The sequence below is a fragment of the Loktanella salsilacus genome, assembly GCF_900114485.1.
GTDB classification, from domain to species: domain Bacteria; phylum Pseudomonadota; class Alphaproteobacteria; order Rhodobacterales; family Rhodobacteraceae; genus Loktanella; species Loktanella salsilacus.
In genome coordinates, this window is the sequence record NZ_FOTF01000019.1 from 18,169 (window position 1) to 33,321 (window position 15,153).

At 61.1% G+C, this 15,153-nt stretch carries 14 protein-coding genes; 8 read left to right on the forward strand and 6 right to left on the reverse strand.

Annotated features, from left to right (window positions below; genetic code table 11):
* Together BM131_RS15025 and BM131_RS15030 are read right to left on the reverse strand one after the other, a co-directional pair.
* Complete coding sequence (locus BM131_RS15025) at positions 1–393, reverse strand: hypothetical protein (RefSeq protein WP_090190801.1); 393 nt, start codon at positions 391–393, stop codon at positions 1–3.
* 236 nt (positions 394–629) lie between these two features.
* Positions 630–941, reverse strand: coding sequence for an ETC complex I subunit (locus BM131_RS15030; RefSeq protein ID WP_090190802.1), 312 nt, complete (start codon positions 939–941; stop codon positions 630–632).
* Positions 942–1,058: 117 nt separating this feature from the next.
* Between BM131_RS15030 and BM131_RS15035 the strand changes: the two genes are divergently transcribed.
* A complete protein-coding gene (locus BM131_RS15035; RefSeq protein WP_090190804.1) occupies positions 1,059–1,565 on the forward strand; it encodes a superoxide dismutase family protein in 507 nt (168 codons plus the stop codon).
* A 1-nt stretch (position 1,566) separates the two neighbouring features.
* Here the strand turns inward: BM131_RS15035 and BM131_RS15040 are convergent, their stop codons facing one another.
* Complete coding sequence (locus BM131_RS15040; protein WP_090190806.1) at positions 1,567–2,805, reverse strand: aminopeptidase; 1,239 nt, start codon at positions 2,803–2,805, stop codon at positions 1,567–1,569.
* A 146-nt stretch (positions 2,806–2,951) separates the two neighbouring features.
* On the opposite strand from BM131_RS15040, the gene uvrB reads away from it, so the two are divergent.
* Positions 2,952–5,162: an excinuclease ABC subunit UvrB gene (gene uvrB / locus BM131_RS15045; RefSeq protein WP_090190808.1), complete on the forward strand. Its 2,211-nt coding sequence runs from the start codon at positions 2,952–2,954 to the stop codon at positions 5,160–5,162.
* Between the two features lie 3 nt (positions 5,163–5,165).
* Here uvrB and BM131_RS15050 read toward each other — a convergent pair whose 3' ends face one another.
* Entirely contained in the window at positions 5,166–5,456 is a 291-nt protein-coding gene (locus BM131_RS15050) for a GlsB/YeaQ/YmgE family stress response membrane protein (protein WP_090190877.1), read from the reverse strand.
* A 279-nt stretch (positions 5,457–5,735) separates the two neighbouring features.
* On the opposite strand from BM131_RS15050, the gene BM131_RS15060 reads away from it, so the two are divergent.
* Positions 5,736–5,993, forward strand: a complete 258-nt coding sequence (locus BM131_RS15060; protein WP_090190810.1) for a hypothetical protein — start codon at positions 5,736–5,738, stop codon at positions 5,991–5,993.
* Here BM131_RS15060 and BM131_RS15065 read toward each other — a convergent pair.
* Positions 5,990–6,607, reverse strand: coding sequence for a PIN domain-containing protein (locus BM131_RS15065; protein ID WP_090190811.1), 618 nt, complete (start codon positions 6,605–6,607; stop codon positions 5,990–5,992). The genes BM131_RS15060 and BM131_RS15065 overlap by 4 nt on opposite strands.
* A 299-nt stretch (positions 6,608–6,906) precedes the next feature.
* On the opposite strand from BM131_RS15065, the gene BM131_RS15070 reads away from it, so the two are divergent.
* The 5 genes from BM131_RS15070 (at position 6,907) to BM131_RS15090 (ending at position 14,008) form a co-directional block, all read left to right on the forward strand.
* Positions 6,907–8,289, forward strand: a complete 1,383-nt coding sequence (locus BM131_RS15070; RefSeq protein WP_090190813.1) for an aminotransferase family protein — start codon at positions 6,907–6,909, stop codon at positions 8,287–8,289.
* Between the two features lie 106 nt (positions 8,290–8,395).
* Positions 8,396–9,136: a TSUP family transporter gene (locus BM131_RS15075; RefSeq protein ID WP_090190814.1), complete on the forward strand. Its 741-nt coding sequence runs from the start codon at positions 8,396–8,398 to the stop codon at positions 9,134–9,136.
* Positions 9,137–9,409: 273 nt separating this feature from the next.
* Positions 9,410–12,250 (forward strand): molybdopterin oxidoreductase family protein, encoded by a 2,841-nt coding sequence (locus BM131_RS15080; RefSeq protein ID WP_090190817.1) that lies wholly within the window; start codon positions 9,410–9,412, stop codon positions 12,248–12,250.
* A gap of 127 nt (positions 12,251–12,377) precedes the next feature.
* Entirely contained in the window at positions 12,378–13,139 is a 762-nt protein-coding gene (locus tag BM131_RS15085) for a 4Fe-4S dicluster domain-containing protein (protein WP_090190819.1), read from the forward strand.
* Positions 13,139–14,008 carry a dimethyl sulfoxide reductase anchor subunit family protein gene (locus BM131_RS15090; RefSeq protein ID WP_090190820.1) on the forward strand — a complete coding sequence of 290 codons (870 nt, stop codon included), beginning with the start codon at positions 13,139–13,141 and terminating at the stop codon, positions 14,006–14,008. The genes BM131_RS15085 and BM131_RS15090 overlap by 1 nt, the downstream gene beginning before the upstream one ends.
* A gap of 89 nt (positions 14,009–14,097) precedes the next feature.
* Here BM131_RS15090 and BM131_RS15095 read toward each other — a convergent pair whose 3' ends face one another.
* Complete coding sequence (locus BM131_RS15095) at positions 14,098–15,153, reverse strand: ABC transporter ATP-binding protein (RefSeq protein ID WP_090190822.1); 1,056 nt, start codon at positions 15,151–15,153, stop codon at positions 14,098–14,100.

Below are 15,153 nucleotides of genomic sequence, written 5' to 3' on the forward strand. Positions count from 1 at the left end.
TTATAAACGTGGGGTTTGACTGTTCGCTTCCGTTTGGATGCGTACTTCCAACTCATGGGCTTCTGAGACGCCCAGGCTGACAAGACGACCAAGGATCGCGTCGATGCGGTTGCGTGATGGGTGAGACTGGCCATACAGAGACGGATCATCGACCGCCGCCGTCTCAAACCATTCAGCGACCTTTCGACCAATGCCGAGCTCATGCCACATTGAGCGGTCGCCGTTCGTTACATCGAGCCAAGTTTCGACCGCGACCAAGAGGAAATCGAGATGCCGTGCAGTCGGCGCATCGTTCAGGGTATTCATCGTGCAGACAGCGATGAAGGCTGTCGGGCCACCCGGTGTTGAATTGTGCGAGAAATTGACCCAATTTTCCGAAACGTCGTGACCCACAACCTGCCATTAATTCCTTCGATTTTCCATGAGGTTATCATAAGCCAGAGGGGTCAACGCGAAATGAAAAAACGGGTCATTTCGATCCGGAAATCAACAATAGGCGGCTATCCGAGCCGACTCGTCGATCCCTACATTTAGATGCCGCACAGATTTGAACCCAACATGCTGATGCCATGTCGCCATCGCGGGATCTTTACGCCGATTCCGCGACAACTTTGCCCCGATTTACATAATCAGTGTGTCCAAACACCGCGCCGGAAGGTCGCGAAATTTTCACCGTAGCCGCCAGCGCGCACGTTGGCTTGGCGCGTTTGGGGTTCGGTCACGACAGCGTCGATACCGTGGTCGCGGGCGTAATCGACCGCCTCTTGCTTGGTGTCGAACTGCAGGCGCACTTGGCTTTGCGTATCGGTAGAGCTGGTCCAGCCCATCAGCGGATCGATCTCTCTTGCGCTGTCTTTCACGAAATCCAGAACCCAGACGTGAGTCTTGGCTGTGCCAGATGACATGGCGGTTTTAGCGGGGCGATAGATACGGGCCTGCATGGACTGTGCTCCTGTTGAACCGCCGCTGTTATCGGCAAAACCAGTGCCAAGGGCAAGAGGAACCCGCAGACACATCGCCGCGTTGATCCCTCACAGACATTAACAAAGGCTGAACCCATGAAAATGCTTCCTCTTATTGCTGCGCTGAGCGTCCTGCCCGCCGGCGCATTTGCCGCAGCACATGCTGATATGACGCCGATGACCGCCGCCATTTCCGGCCCAGATGGTGCCGCTGGCACCGTCACCGTCACGCCCACAGAATCAGGCGCGGCGCTGGTCCAAATCGATCTGTCCGGCCTGCCTGCGGGTCAGCATGCGATCCATGTGCATGAAACCGGCGACTGTTCCGCCGCTGATTTCACCAGCGCTGGCGGTCACTTGGCGGACGGGCACGACCACGGCGTGATGGCCGCCAATGGTCCGCATCCGGGCGATATCCCCAACATCACCGTGGCAGAAGACGGCACGGCGAAGATGGAATTCTTTAACGCGATGTTGACGCCAGAGCTGATGAACGACGAAGACGGCTCTGCTTTCATCGTGCACGCCGGGACTGACGATTACGCCAGCCAGCCGTCGGGTGCCGCAGGCGACCGGATCGCCTGCGGTGTGTTTGGCGAATAACTTAAAACGCCCATTCGCCTTTGCGCATCACCGGGACGATGTCCCCCGTCCGGGTGATGCCATCAATATCGACATCGCCAGACCCGATCATCCAATCGACATGGATCAGCGACTGGTTGGCGCCCTTTTGCTTTAATTCGTCCTCGCCCAGCTCTGACCCGCCAGCGACCGTGTCCGCATAGGACTGGCCCAGCGCGATGTGGCAGGAGGCGTTTTCGTCGAACAGCGTGTTGTAAAACAGCGTTCCGGACTGAGAGATCGGCGAGGAATGCGGCACTAGGGCGACTTCGCCAATACGGCTAGACCCGTCATCAACGCCCAGCAAGTCGCGGAACACCGCCTCGCCTGCTGACGCGGTCGCATCCACAATCTTGCCCGCTTCGAACCGGACAGAGATGTCGCGGATCACTGTGCCTTGATAGGCCAGCGGCTTGGTCGCGGACACGGTGCCGTCGACCTTATAGGCGTGCGGGCAGGTAAAGACCTCCTCTGTCGGAATGTTGGGCTGGCACACGACACCATTAAGCGCAGGCGATGCGCCGCCCTTCCAGATGTGACCTTCGGCAAGACCAAGGCGCAGGTCGGTACCGGGGCCAGTGTATTGCAGCGCTTCGAAGTTCTGCGCGTTCAGCCACTTCACGTGGGTTTTCAGTTCTGCCGTGTGGTCAGCCCAGTTCTGCACCGGGTCTGCGCCATCAAGGCGGGATGCGTCATAGATCGCGTCCAGCAATTTGGACTGCGCCTCTTGCACCGGAACATCGGGAAAGACGCGCGCGGCCCATGCGGCACCGGGAAAGGCGACGATGTTCCAGTTCACTTCGAACCCGACAATCGGGCCCATCGCGGGTTTGCCAGCGATGGACACAGCCTTGGACGCGCGGGCGACCTTGCCAGCGTCTTGGTCTGCCAGCAGCATCGGGTCGTCGCCGGTGATCGCCATGCGCGCAGCCCCGCCCTTATAGGCTTTACCCAGACCTTCGTAGAACCAGTCGGCGGCCCGGTCAAAGCTGGCGTCATCAGCGTTTTCATACCGCGCCAGCGTGATCGCATCATCGGTAAAGAACGGCAGCACCAGACCGGCACCGGCCTTATAGGCGTGCACCGCAATCCGCTGCACCAGCGGCAGGGCAGACATGTTTGCGGTGATGATCAAGTCCTGCCCCTTTTGCAGGTTCACACCGGTGCGCACGGCAACTTCGGCAAGACGGTCTATTTTTTCAGGGTCTAGGTGGGATGACATAATGTGTCCTTTTCAGATGTGCCCCATACCTACGCCCGCTATGCGTATCGTCAAGCAGCGCGCGCCTGCTGACGTATCCTGTCAGCAGTGCCCCTTGAACCGGGGCGCTTCGAGGTCAAATATAACGCAGCCCCAAAGGATTCCGCATGGCCTACGCCCAAACCGACAAACGTGAAATTGCTGACGCTGCCTATCTGTCCAATCCCGCGCCCAATGTGCGCGACCGGGAAAAGATGGAAGGCGGGCGCGCCTTTGTGCTCAAAACCGAATTCGAACCTGCAGGCGACCAGCCCAAGGCAATTGTCGAACTCGCGGGCGGCCTGCGCGCCGGCGAACGGGATCAGGTGCTGCTGGGGGCGACCGGCACTGGCAAGACATTTACCATGGCGAAACTGATCGAAGACACCCAGCGCCCTGCGATCATCCTTGCGCCGAACAAGACGCTGGCGGCGCAGCTTTACGGCGAATTCAAAGGCTTCTTTCCCGATAACGCCGTCGAATACTTCGTAAGCTACTACGACTATTATCAGCCCGAAGCCTACGTCGCGCGGTCGGATACCTATATCGAGAAGGAATCCCAGATCAACGAGCAGATCGACCGGATGCGCCACTCGGCCACGCGGGCGCTGCTGGAACGGGACGATGTGATCATCGTGGCGTCCGTGTCGTGCATCTACGGTATCGGGTCTGTCGAAACCTACGGCGCGATGACGCAGGACATCCACGTCGGCAAGTCCTACGACCAGCGCAAGATCATGGCCGACCTGATCGCGCAGCAGTACCGCCGCAACGACGCAGGTTTTCAGCGCGGCTGTTTCCGTGTGCGCGGCGATAGTCTGGAAATCTGGCCCGCCCATATGGATGACCGCGCATGGAAGCTGTCGTTCTTTGGCGAGGAACTAGAGGCGATCACCGAATTCGACCCCCTGACCGGAGAGCGCACGGATACCTTTCAGAAAATCCGCGTCTACGCCAACAGCCACTACGTCACGCCAAAACCCACGATGCAGCAGGCCGTCATCGGTATCAAAAAAGAGCTGCGGATGCGGCTGGACCAGCTTGTCGCCGACGGCAAACTGCTAGAGGCGCAACGTCTGGAACAGCGCACTAATTTCGATCTGGAAATGCTAGAAGCCACCGGCGTGTGCAACGGGATCGAGAACTATTCCCGCTACCTGACCGGCCGCGCCCCAGGAGAGCCGCCCCCCACCCTGTTCGAATTCATCCCCGATAATGCCATTGTTTTCGCTGACGAATCCCACGTCAGCGTTCCGCAAATCGGCGCGATGTATAAGGGTGACTTTAGGCGCAAGATGACGCTGGCAGAACATGGCTTCCGCCTGCCGTCCTGCATGGATAACCGCCCGCTCAAGTTCGAAGAATGGGACGCCATGCGCCCGCAATCCGTGTTCGTCAGCGCCACGCCAGCGGCGTGGGAGCTGGAGCAGACAGGCGGCGTCTTTACCGAACAAATCATCCGCCCCACGGGCCTGATCGACCCCCAGATCGAAATCCGCCCGGTCGAAATGCAGGTCGACGACCTGCTGGACGAGGTGCGCAAGGTCAACGCCGCAGGCTATCGCACGCTTGTTACGACCCTGACCAAACGCATGTCAGAAGACCTGACCGAATACATGCACGAACAGGGCATCCGCGTGCGCTACATGCACTCTGACATCGACACCATCGAACGGATCGAGATTTTGCGCGACCTGCGCCTTGGTGCATTCGACGTGCTGATCGGCATCAACCTGCTGCGCGAGGGTCTGGATATCCCCGAATGCGGCCTTGTCGCTATTCTGGACGCGGACAAAGAGGGCTTCTTGCGCTCTGAAACCTCGCTTGTGCAGACCATCGGCCGCGCCGCGCGGAACGCCGAAGGCCGCGTGATCATGTACGCCGACCGCATCACCGGTTCGATGGAACGGGCGATGCTGGAAACCGAACGCCGCCGCACGCGGCAGATGGCCTATAACGTCGAACACAACATCACGCCGATGACCGTGAAAAAGAACGTCGAGGATATCCTGGCCGGCCTCTACAAAGGCGACGTGGACATGAACCGCGTCACCGCGAAAGTGGAACGCCAAGGGTCGAACATGAAGGCTGTTCTGGAAGGTCTGCGCACCGATATGCGCAAAGCGGCCGAGAACCTAGAGTTCGAAGAAGCCGCCCGCCTGCGCGACGAGTTGAAGCGGCTTGAGGCGGTTGAACTGGCCATCGCCGACGACCCACTGGCGCGCCAGCAGGCCGTAGACAAAGCTGTCGAGGATTCGGCCAAGGCGTCAGGCCGATCCACTGGTGGCCGCGGCGGCATGCGCGGCGGCAAGTCCCGATATGGCGGCAAGAAGAAGTAATTCCTAACGGCGGGGCGTGTCGGCACGTCCCGTCAGCGCCTTGAACAACACGACCAGCAGCACCGCGCCAATTATCCCCATCACCAAGATCGCAATCAGGCTTGCGCCGATGGCAGCCGTGACGCCCAGAAGCGCCAGCACAAAGGGCAGCGCAATTGCGCCAAGAATGCCTGCGATCACATAGGCGGCGCGGTTGCCGCCGGTAACAGCGGATGCAATCAACCCGGCCACAAGGCCGATGATCGCAAGGAATGTCAGCGCACCCCAGCCGACTACTTCGAAAAACGTCTCCATCACCGTCTCCATTTGTTAACCTTGATTTAGCATGATGGATGATGCGCAGCGGCGCAATGGGACCTGCCCCGCACCACCTTATGTGCAGCGGTGGGAACCTAGCCCCGCCGGGAGGCCGCGTCGTTCGCAACGACAAGCTGGCCGGTCGATCCCGATCGGCTCCACCATTTTGCGCCGTCTATGAATTATATATTTTGCATGCGGGATCGCGCCCTACTTGTGCGCCTCAAAATTCACGCCACTTACAATTTCGTAACACTTTACCCAAGGACACCGGCCATGCGCCTTTTGTTGATCTCTGCTGCCCTGACCGCCTTTGCGCTGCCCGCGCTTGCGGATGATACCACCGGCACCGTTGTCGCCTATGACCGCGTGTCCCATGTGATCGTGCTGGACGACCGGTCCATCTGGGAAGTCCCCGCTGACTTCGCCCTGCCGACGGATCTGATCGCCGGTGATCGCATCCTGATCGACTACCAAAGCAATGGCGACAACGGCGTCGGCAAATTCCTCAGCATCACCCGCGTCGAAGGCTAAAGCTGCACCATTGGGGTGCCCTGCTGCCAGCGCCCCTTGACCAAAAAGCCGCGGTTTCCGATTTGCGGGAACTGCGGCCGCCACTCCATAAATCGGTCATTGGTGACAACCCGCAGACCCGCCTTGATCGCATGTTCTAGCAGCACAGGATCGGCAGGGACGCCGGCGTCGACGACAGTCACGCGCTTTTCAGGCAGGCCCAGCATCGCCGCCATGGCGCGATCGCCCAGATACTGCCCTTTCAGTTTATACCCAACATTGGCGTCGAAATAGACATGAGGGCGCTCTCCGCTTTGGACCAGCTTGGCGATGACGCGAGTCAGAACCATATGGGACGCCTCGCCGTTCCAATGCATCACGTTTGATCCGTCCACGATCAAGGTTGCCGGACGGGCCTGTGCGCGTGGCGCTGGCCGCGTCGGCCGCCGCGGCCTGACCCGCCCCCGCTGCCGGGCAGGCCCGCGCTGCACCAGCAACGACAGCCCGTCCCACAACAGACCCAGCGCCAAAACGATCAACGTCGCCACGCCAAGCGCGCGCAATGCGGCAGGATCCATCCCCGCCAGCGCGCCCAGCACGAACAGCGCGCCCAGCGCCCCTACGACATTCAACATGATCTTCGCCTTAGCCCTTTTGCGCAGCGCCGCCGCCACAAGGGCGGCATCCGGCGATCACGCAAACGTCAAAACCTACGGTTGTGGTATCAGTGCTTTGACATTCCAAAGCAACCGCGATCCTACGTATCCCCCGCGCAATGGGGTGAAGCGCGAACCCGCGTGTCGCGGACAGACTGCGAACTGTCGCGGTCCTTGCTGCAATTTTAACCATTTGGTCACATTCTCTTGCAAATGATCGGGCCTGATCTCAAGATTGGGCTTGCCATCGCATTGCACCAGCTTACCGGAACCCAGCCATGAACCAGCACGCCTTGTCGAACGATCCCGCCGCAATCATCTCTGCCGACAAGGCCCATGTCTGGCACCATCTGGTGCAGCACAAACCTTTTGAAACCGTTGATCCGCGCATCATGGTCGAAGGCAAAGGCCTGCGCGTCTGGGACATCACAGGGCGCGAGCATCTGGACGCGGTGTCCGGCGCGGTCTGGACAGTGAACGTCGGCTACGGGCGCAAGCGGATCGCTGATGCGATGGCCGCTCAACTGACCAAGCTGAACTTTTATGCTGGCGCCGCTGGCAACATCCCTGCCGCACAGTTTGCCGAAATGCTCACCGCCAAAATGCCGGGGCTGGACCGCGTCTACTATGCCAACTCCGGGTCCGAGGCGAACGAGAAAGCCTTTAAGATGGTGCGCCAGATTGCGCACAAGCACCACGGCGGGCGCAAATACAAGATCCTGTACCGCGAGCGGGATTACCACGGCACCACCATCGCCAACCTGTCCGCTGGCGGCCAGGAAGAGCGGAATGCGCAATACGGCCCCTTCACGCCCGGTTTTATCATGGTGCCGCATTGCCTTGAATACCGCCGCCAAGACGGGTTGACCGACGCCGACTACGGCCGCCGCGCTGCCGACGCGATTGAAGAGGTGATCCTGCGCGAAGGCCCCGACACCGTCGGTGCGCTGTGCCTAGAGCCAATCACCGCAGGTGGCGGCATCATCACCCCGCCGCAGGGTTATTGGGACCGCGTGCAGGAAATCTGCAAAAAATACGACATCCTGCTGCATATCGACGAAGTCGTCTGCGGCCTTGGCCGGACCGGCACATGGTTCGGCTATCAGCACTACGGCGTGCAGCCCGACATCGTGACGATGGCCAAAGGCGTTGCCTCTGGCTATGCGGCGATTTCGTGCTGCGTGACGACGAATGCGGTGTTCGAACAGTTCAAGGACGACACGGACCACCTGTCCTATTTCCGCGACATCTCGACCTTCGGCGGCTGCACCGCAGGCCCGACTGCCGCAATCGAAAACATGGCAATCATCGAAGAAGAGGGTCTACTGGACAACTCCACCACCATGGGTGCCCACCTGCTGAGCAATCTACATGCGCTAATGGACAAACACGCCGTCATCGGCGACGTGCGCGGCCAAGGCTTGTTCGCCGGTGCGGAACTGGTGACAAACCGTGGCACCAAGGATCCGCTGAACGAAAAGCAGGTCGGCGCCATCGTCGCAGACTGCATGGGGCAAGGCGTGATCATCGGTGCAACCAACCGCTCTGTCCCCGGCTTTAACAACACCCTGCTGTTCGCCCCCGCCTTGATCGCGACGAAAGATGACATCGACGAAATCACCGGTGCCGTCGACAAGGCCCTGACCCGCGTCCTCGGGTAAGGGTCCGTCCTTCTTCTGGTCAAAAATATCTCGGGTTTTAGGGCAGAGCCCTAACCCGATTTTTCGCCGAAAAATCGGATCGCCCCCGGATGTTAGGCCGTGAAATATGCCTTTTGACCTCGCCCCAGCCGCAGCGGCCTTTCTGGCATGCGCCCTGCTTGGGGCCGCGATCATACGCGGCTACACAGGCTTTGGCTTTTCCGCGATTTTCATTGCCTGCGCGAGCCTTGTCACAAACCCGCTGCCTTTGATCCCGGTCGTCTTCATGGCAGAAATTGCCATGACATCCCTGCAAGCACGGGGCATGCGGGGGCACATTGACTGGCACCGCGCGGGCGCGTTGCTGGCGGGGGCGGCACTGGCCCTCCCCGCCGCGATCTGGGTCATGTTGCAACTGCCCGCGCCAACGGTCCAACTGTTGATCAGCGCCATCATCGGGGTTCTGTCTCTCGTCATGCTCAGCGGCTGGACGCTCCAGCAGCCCTTAGGCCGCATGGGCCATGTCCTCACGGGCATCGTTGCAGGCAGCGCGAATGCAGCAGGTGTCGGCGGGCTGCCCGTTGCCGCCTGCCTTGGGGCGCAGCCGATCCCCGCCGCAACTTTTCGCGCGACGATGATCGTGTTTCTGACCGGCCTTGATCTGATGACCCTGCCCCTGCTGGGGCTTGGCGGCCAGATCACGACGGACACCTTTGCCGCAGCCTTGATCGCGACGCCCTTTCTTGCCGCTGGTATCCTGCTTGGCAATCGCCGCTTTGCCGCAGCGCCGCCCGCTACCTTTCGCCGCTTTGCCACGTGGTTGCTGCTTTGCCTGTCAGTGCTTGGTGTTCTGCGCAGCCTGACCTGATTGATACGGCCCGCTCTGCGCGGTTTTACGTCGGTATTCTTGCCCCTTGCGCCGCAAACCGCTGCAGAGATTACCAAATTGATACACTGGTCATTGCGCCTGTCATCATGAACAATACCCGCACCATCAGCGCCGCGACCCGCAAGGGGGGCTGGTCCATGACGGACCGGGCCGGGTCACGGCAGCCAATGCGACAGGAGGGGCCCGTTTGCACATGATCCGCACGTCGACCAAGCCGCAACCTTGCGCCGATCCGGCACGAAAGGCGAACCCATGACCGACCCTGTGCTCGACCTGTCCAAGCCCATTGGCACCGAAATCCGCAAAACCACCTGCTATATGTGCGCCTGTCGTTGCGGCATCGACGTGCATATGAAGGACGGCCCTGACGGCAAAAAACGCGCCGCCTATATCGAAGGCAACCGCGACCACCCGCTGAACAAAGGCGTGCTCTGTGCAAAGGGCTCTGCGGGTATCATGCAGCATAATGCGCCGTCCCGCCTGCGGGCACCGATGAAACGCACTGGCCCGCGCGGGTCGGGGGAATACGAAGAAATCACCTGGGACGAGGCGCTGGACCTTGCGACATCCTGGCTCAAGCCGCTGCGCGAAACAGCGCCGGAAAAGCTGGCGTTCTTTACCGGGCGCGATCAGTCGCAAAGCTTTACCTCGCTTTGGGCGCAGGGCTTTGGCACGCCGAACTACGCAGCCCACGGCGGCTTTTGCAGCGTGAACATGGCGGCGGCGGGTATCTATACGATGGGCGGCGCGTTCTGGGAATTTGGCCAGCCGGATTGGGACCATACCAAGCTGTTTCTGCTGTTCGGCGTGGCCGAAGACCACGACAGCAACCCGATCAAAATGGGGATCGGTAAGCTAAAAGGACGCGGTGCCCGCATCGTCGGAGTGAACCCGATCCGGACCGGTTACAATGCTGTTGCCGACGATTGGTTCGGCGTGACCCCGGGCAATGACGGGCTGCTGATCCTATCGCTAATCCACTGCCTGATGACCTCAGGCCAGATCGACACCGACTATCTGGCGCGCTTCACCAATGCCTCTGTCCTTGTGAACCAAGACCCCAAATCGCCAGACTATGGCCTGTTCATCCGCGACGACGAACTGCGCCCGCAAGTGATCGATCGCCGCACCGGCAAGCTGGCCCCGTGGAACGGCATCGGCGTTGAACCCAGCCTGACTGGCACATGGCGCAACGCGGGTTTCACCCACCGCAGCGTGTTTCACCTGATGGCCGACCGTTATACCGACCCGGTCCATGCGCCCGAAAACGTGGCGGACCGCGTCGGCATCCCCGCGTCCCGCATCCGCCAGCTGGCCGCCGATATGGCCGACGTCGCCTTCAATCAGCCCGTCATTCTGGACCAGCCTTGGACCGATTTCCGCGGCAAAAAGCACGACCAAATGATTGGCCGCCCCGTCAGCGTGCATGCCATGCGCGGCATCAGCGCCCATTCCAACGGCTTTCAGACCTGCCGCGCCCTGCATACGCTGCAGATCATCCTCGGCGCGGTGGAAACCCCCGGCGGCATGCGCTTTAAACCGCCCTACCCCAAGCCCGCGACGGCCCACCCCAAACCGCATTGCAAAGTTGTCCCCGGTCAGCCGCTGGACGGCCCGCACCTTGGCTATCCCCAAGGGCCAGAGGATCTGTGCTTGACCGACGCTGGCGATCCAGCCCGCATCGACAAGGCCTTCACCTGGGAAAACCCCATGTCCGCCCATGGCCTGATGCATATGGTCATCAGCAATGCCCACGCCGGCGATCCCTATAAAATCGACACGCTGTTTGTGTATATGGCGAATATGTCTTGGAATTCGTCGATGAATACGCGCGGCGTGATCGACATGCTGACCGACCAAACCGAGGACGGCGACTATGTCATCCCGCGGATCATCTATTCCGACGCCTATGCGTCTGAGATGGTGGCCTACGCCGACCTAATTTTGCCCGATACAACCTATCTGGAGCGTCACGACTGCATTTCCCTGCTCGACCGCCCAATCTGCGAGGCGGACGCCGTCGCTGACGCGATCCGCTGGCCCGTGGTCGCACCGGACCGCGACGTGCGCGCCTTTCAATCCGTGCTCTGCGATCTGGGCGCGCGGCTGGACTTGCCTGGTTTCGTAAACGCCGACGGCAGCGCCAAATACGCCGACTACGCCGATTACATCACCCACCACCTGCGCCGCCCCGGCATCGGCCCACTTGCGGGCTGGCGCATAGGCGACAACGGATTGCAAGGCGGGCGCGGTGAGCCGAACGGCAACCAGCTGAACGAATACATCGCCAACGGCGGCTTCTGGACCAGCCATATCCCGGCAGAGGCAGCATACTACAAACCCTTCAACCGCGCTTATCAGGACTGGGCGGTGACCATGGGTCTGTATGACGCGCCGCAGCCCTATATCTTTCAGCTTTACGTCGAACCGATGCGCCGCTTTCAGCTCGCCGCCGAAGGGCACGGTTTGCGCCAGCCCCCCGACCACCTGCGCGGCCAGATCAAAGTCACCATGGACCCCCTGCCGATCTGGTATCCCCCGTTCGAGGATGGCCATATCGACCCCGCCGAATATGACGTGCACGCCCTGACCCAGCGGCCCATGGCGATGTATCACAGCTGGGGCGGCCAGAATGCGTGGCTGCGGCAAATTCACGGGCATAACCCGCTTTATGTACCGACGAAAATCTGGACTAAGCACGGCTTCAAGGACGGCGACTGGGCCCGCGTAACCTCTGCCCACGGGTCGATCACCGTGCCTGTCGCGCTGCAGGAATCCCTGAACGAAAGCACAGTCTGGACGTGGAACGCCATTGGCAAACGCAAGGGCGCTTGGGCGCTGGACAAGGACGCGCCTGAGGCAACAAAAGGCTTCCTGCTGAACCACCTGATCCACGAGCTGCTGCCGCCCAAAGGCGACGGCCTGCGCTGGTCCAATTCCGACCCGATTACCGGCCAGGCCGCGTGGTTCGACCTACGCGTCAAAATCGAAAAATCCGGCGCGCCGCAAGAATCGCAACCGATCCTGCCGCCCATCGCGTCCCCGCTTCCGCAGGCACCGCGCAGCCTGCGCTGGAAGGTTGGCAAAGCATGATCGCTCTTTCGCACCGCCCCGCCCTCCTTCTTCTGGTCAGAAATACCTCGGGGGGAGTCCGCAGGACGGGGGGCTGGCCCCCCCGATTTTTCACCGAAAAATCACCCTTCCGCAAAGGCTGCACCACATGACAACCTTGCCGCCGCCCTCTGCCGTAAAGCTCGGCCTTGTGATCGACCTTGATACCTGCGTTGGCTGTCATGCCTGCGTCGTAGCCTGCAAAGCCTGGAACACGCAAAGCGATCTGGGCGCGCCGCTCTCGGACCAAGACCCTTACGGCGCGGACCCCAGCGGCACATTCCTGAACCGCGTGCACAGCTACGAGGTGACCCCGCAGGACCGCCCGACGCAGCAAGTCCACTTTCCCAAATCCTGCCTGCACTGCGACGACGCGCCCTGCGTCACCGTTTGCCCCACGGGTGCCAGCTATAAGCGGCAGGCCGACGGCATCGTCTTGGTGAACGAGGACGCCTGCATCGGCTGCGGGCTGTGCGCTTGGGCCTGTCCTTATGGCGCGCGGGAAATGGACCCGGCGGCGGGGGTGATGAAGAAATGCACGCTTTGCGTCGATCGCATCTATAACGAGGCCCTGCCAGAGGTCGACCGCACCCCCGCCTGCGTGCGGACCTGCCCCGCAGGCGCGCGGCACTTTGGCGATCTGGGCGATGCGGACTCGGACGTCAGCAAGCTGGTGGCCGAACGCGGCGGCTTTGATCTGATGCCAGAGATGGGGACCAAGCCCGTGAACAAATATCTGCCGCCGCGGCCCCGCGACGCCGATCAGATCGATATCCTTGCGCCCTTGCTGGCCCCCGTGGCCAGCGACGGCAAAGGGCTAATTGCGTGGCTGGACAAGGCGTTGTCCAAGCTGCCGGGGGGACATGCCTGATGCATCCGGCACCTTCCGTCATTTTATTCACGACGTTTTCCGGGCTCGGGTTCGGCCTGCTGTTCTGGCTTGGCCTTGGCCAACCCGCCCCCACCGGCTGGGTCGCCTTTGCGTTTTTTGCGCTGGCCTATGCCATGGCGGTCGGCGGGCTTTTGGCATCGACATTCCACCTTGGCCATCCAGAGCGTGCCTATTTGGCAGTCACCCAGTGGCGCACCAGCTGGCTGTCCCGCGAAGCGATCGCGGCGATTGCGACGCTGCTGACAGGCGGGGTGTTCGCCTTGCTGCGGATCTGGGACATCTCGGCCGCGCCCTTGGGATGGCTGGTATCGCTGGGTTGCCTTGCCACCGTTTTCACCACCGCGATGATCTATACCCAAATGCGCACCGTGCCGCGCTGGCGCCACTGGACGACGCCCGCGCTGTTTCTAGCGCTGTCGCTGGCGGGCGGGGCCATCTTGGCCAATCGCGGCAGTGCCGCGCTGGTCCTGCTGGCCTTGGCCGCCGTCTTGCAACTGGTTGCGTGGATCACGGGCGATATGCGCTTGCAGCAGTCTGGCACGACATTGGGCACTGCCACCGGGCTGGGTGATATCGGCCGGGTCCGCGCATTCCTGCCGCCGCACTCGGGGTCAAACTATCTGCTACGGGAATTTGTTTATGTTGTCGGCCGCCGCCATGCGCTGCAGCTGCGCGCCATCGGGCTGATCCTGGCCTTTGGCGTGCCGATCCCGCTGATTGCGGCCGGGCTTGGTCATATCACAGCGCTGGTCGCCGTACTGGCCCATATCGCCGGCGTGCTCTGCCTGCGTTGGCTGTTTTTCGCACAGGCCGAACATGTGGTCGGCCTGTATTATGGCAAGCGATAGCGGTGGGGCGGTCCGATTTTTCGGCGAAAAATCGGGTTGGGGCGCTGCCCCAAACCCCGAGGTATTTTTGACCAGAAGAAGGGTGGACCTTACGTTCTGATGCGCGCTTCGGTCTTTGCGTCAAACAGGTAGACACGGTTTGCGTCGATGGTGATGCCAACGCGGTCGCCTAGACGCGAGCGCTGGTCGCCGCGTTCCTCAATGACGATCCGCTCTCCGGTGTCGCCCAGAAGATAGACGTAGGACACACCGCCAAGGCTTTCGGTCAAGTCGACCGTATGCGTGTCGCCGTCCGCATCCACGACAAGGTGCTCTGCCCGCATACCGACGGTGACAGGGCCACTATGCGATGTGACGCCAAGGTCGAAGTGTGCCTTCATCCCCGGGACTGCGACCGTGCCATTCGCGATTTCGCCAGCCATAAAGTTCATCGCGGGGCTGCCGATAAAGCCGGCGACGAATTTGTTGTCTGGGTCGCGGTACAGGTCCATCGGTGCGCCGACCTGTTCGATCACGCCTTTGCGCAGCACGACGATTTTATCAGCCAGCGTCATCGCCTCGACCTGGTCGTGGGTAACATAGATCATCGTCGCGCCGATTTCCTTGTGAAGGCGGGCGATTTCGACGCGCATCTCGACGCGCAGTTCAGCGTCAAGGTTCGACAGCGGCTCGTCGAACAAGAACACCTCTGGCCCGCGCACGATGGCGCGGCCGATACTGACACGCTGGCGCTGACCGCCGGACAGAGCGGCGGGCTTGCGGCTGAGGTATTCGTCTAGCTTTAGGATCCGCGACGCCTCTGCCACCTTGGCAGCGATTTCCGCCTTGGGGTGGCCGTTCATTTTAAGGCCGAATCCCATGTTATCCTGCACGGTCATATGCGGGTAAAGCGCGTAGGTTTGGAACACCATGGCCACGCCGCGGTCGGACGGATCAAGGCGCGTCACGTCCCGCGCGCCGATGTTGATCTGGCCTGCGGTCGTTTCCTCTAGCCCTGCGATCATGCGCAGCAGGGTGGATTTTCCGCAGCCTGACGGCCCGACAAAGACGCAGAATTCGCCATGTTCAACTTCTAGATCGATGCCGTGAACGACCTGGATGTCGCCATATTTCTTGATCGTATTCTTAAGCGTTACGCCCGACAT

Excerpts from the sequence above, each read along its gene's own strand:
- BM131_RS15070 (WP_090190813.1), top strand. The coding sequence starts at position 6,907 with ATGAACCAGCACGCCTTGTCGAACGATCCCGCCGCAATCATCTCTGCC.
- BM131_RS15085 (WP_090190819.1), top strand. The coding sequence starts at position 12,378 with ATGACAACCTTGCCGCCGCCCTCTGCCGTAAAGCTCGGCCTTGTGATC.
- BM131_RS15040 (WP_090190806.1), bottom strand. The coding sequence starts at position 2,805 with ATGTCATCCCACCTAGACCCTGAAAAAATAGACCGTCTTGCCGAAGTT.
- BM131_RS15075 (WP_090190814.1), top strand. The coding sequence starts at position 8,396 with ATGCCTTTTGACCTCGCCCCAGCCGCAGCGGCCTTTCTGGCATGCGCC.
- BM131_RS15030 (WP_090190802.1), bottom strand. The coding sequence starts at position 941 with ATGCAGGCCCGTATCTATCGCCCCGCTAAAACCGCCATGTCATCTGGC.
- BM131_RS15035 (WP_090190804.1), top strand. The coding sequence starts at position 1,059 with ATGAAAATGCTTCCTCTTATTGCTGCGCTGAGCGTCCTGCCCGCCGGC.
- BM131_RS15050 (WP_090190877.1), bottom strand. The coding sequence starts at position 5,456 with ATGGAGACGTTTTTCGAAGTAGTCGGCTGGGGTGCGCTGACATTCCTT.
- BM131_RS15080 (WP_090190817.1), top strand. The coding sequence starts at position 9,410 with ATGACCGACCCTGTGCTCGACCTGTCCAAGCCCATTGGCACCGAAATC.
- BM131_RS15095 (WP_090190822.1), bottom strand. The coding sequence starts at position 15,153 with ATGTCGGGCGTAACGCTTAAGAATACGATCAAGAAATATGGCGACATC.
- BM131_RS15090 (WP_090190820.1), top strand. The coding sequence starts at position 13,139 with ATGCATCCGGCACCTTCCGTCATTTTATTCACGACGTTTTCCGGGCTC.
- uvrB (WP_090190808.1), top strand. The coding sequence starts at position 2,952 with ATGGCCTACGCCCAAACCGACAAACGTGAAATTGCTGACGCTGCCTAT.
- BM131_RS15065 (WP_090190811.1), bottom strand. The coding sequence starts at position 6,607 with ATGTTGAATGTCGTAGGGGCGCTGGGCGCGCTGTTCGTGCTGGGCGCG.
- BM131_RS15060 (WP_090190810.1), top strand. The coding sequence starts at position 5,736 with ATGCGCCTTTTGTTGATCTCTGCTGCCCTGACCGCCTTTGCGCTGCCC.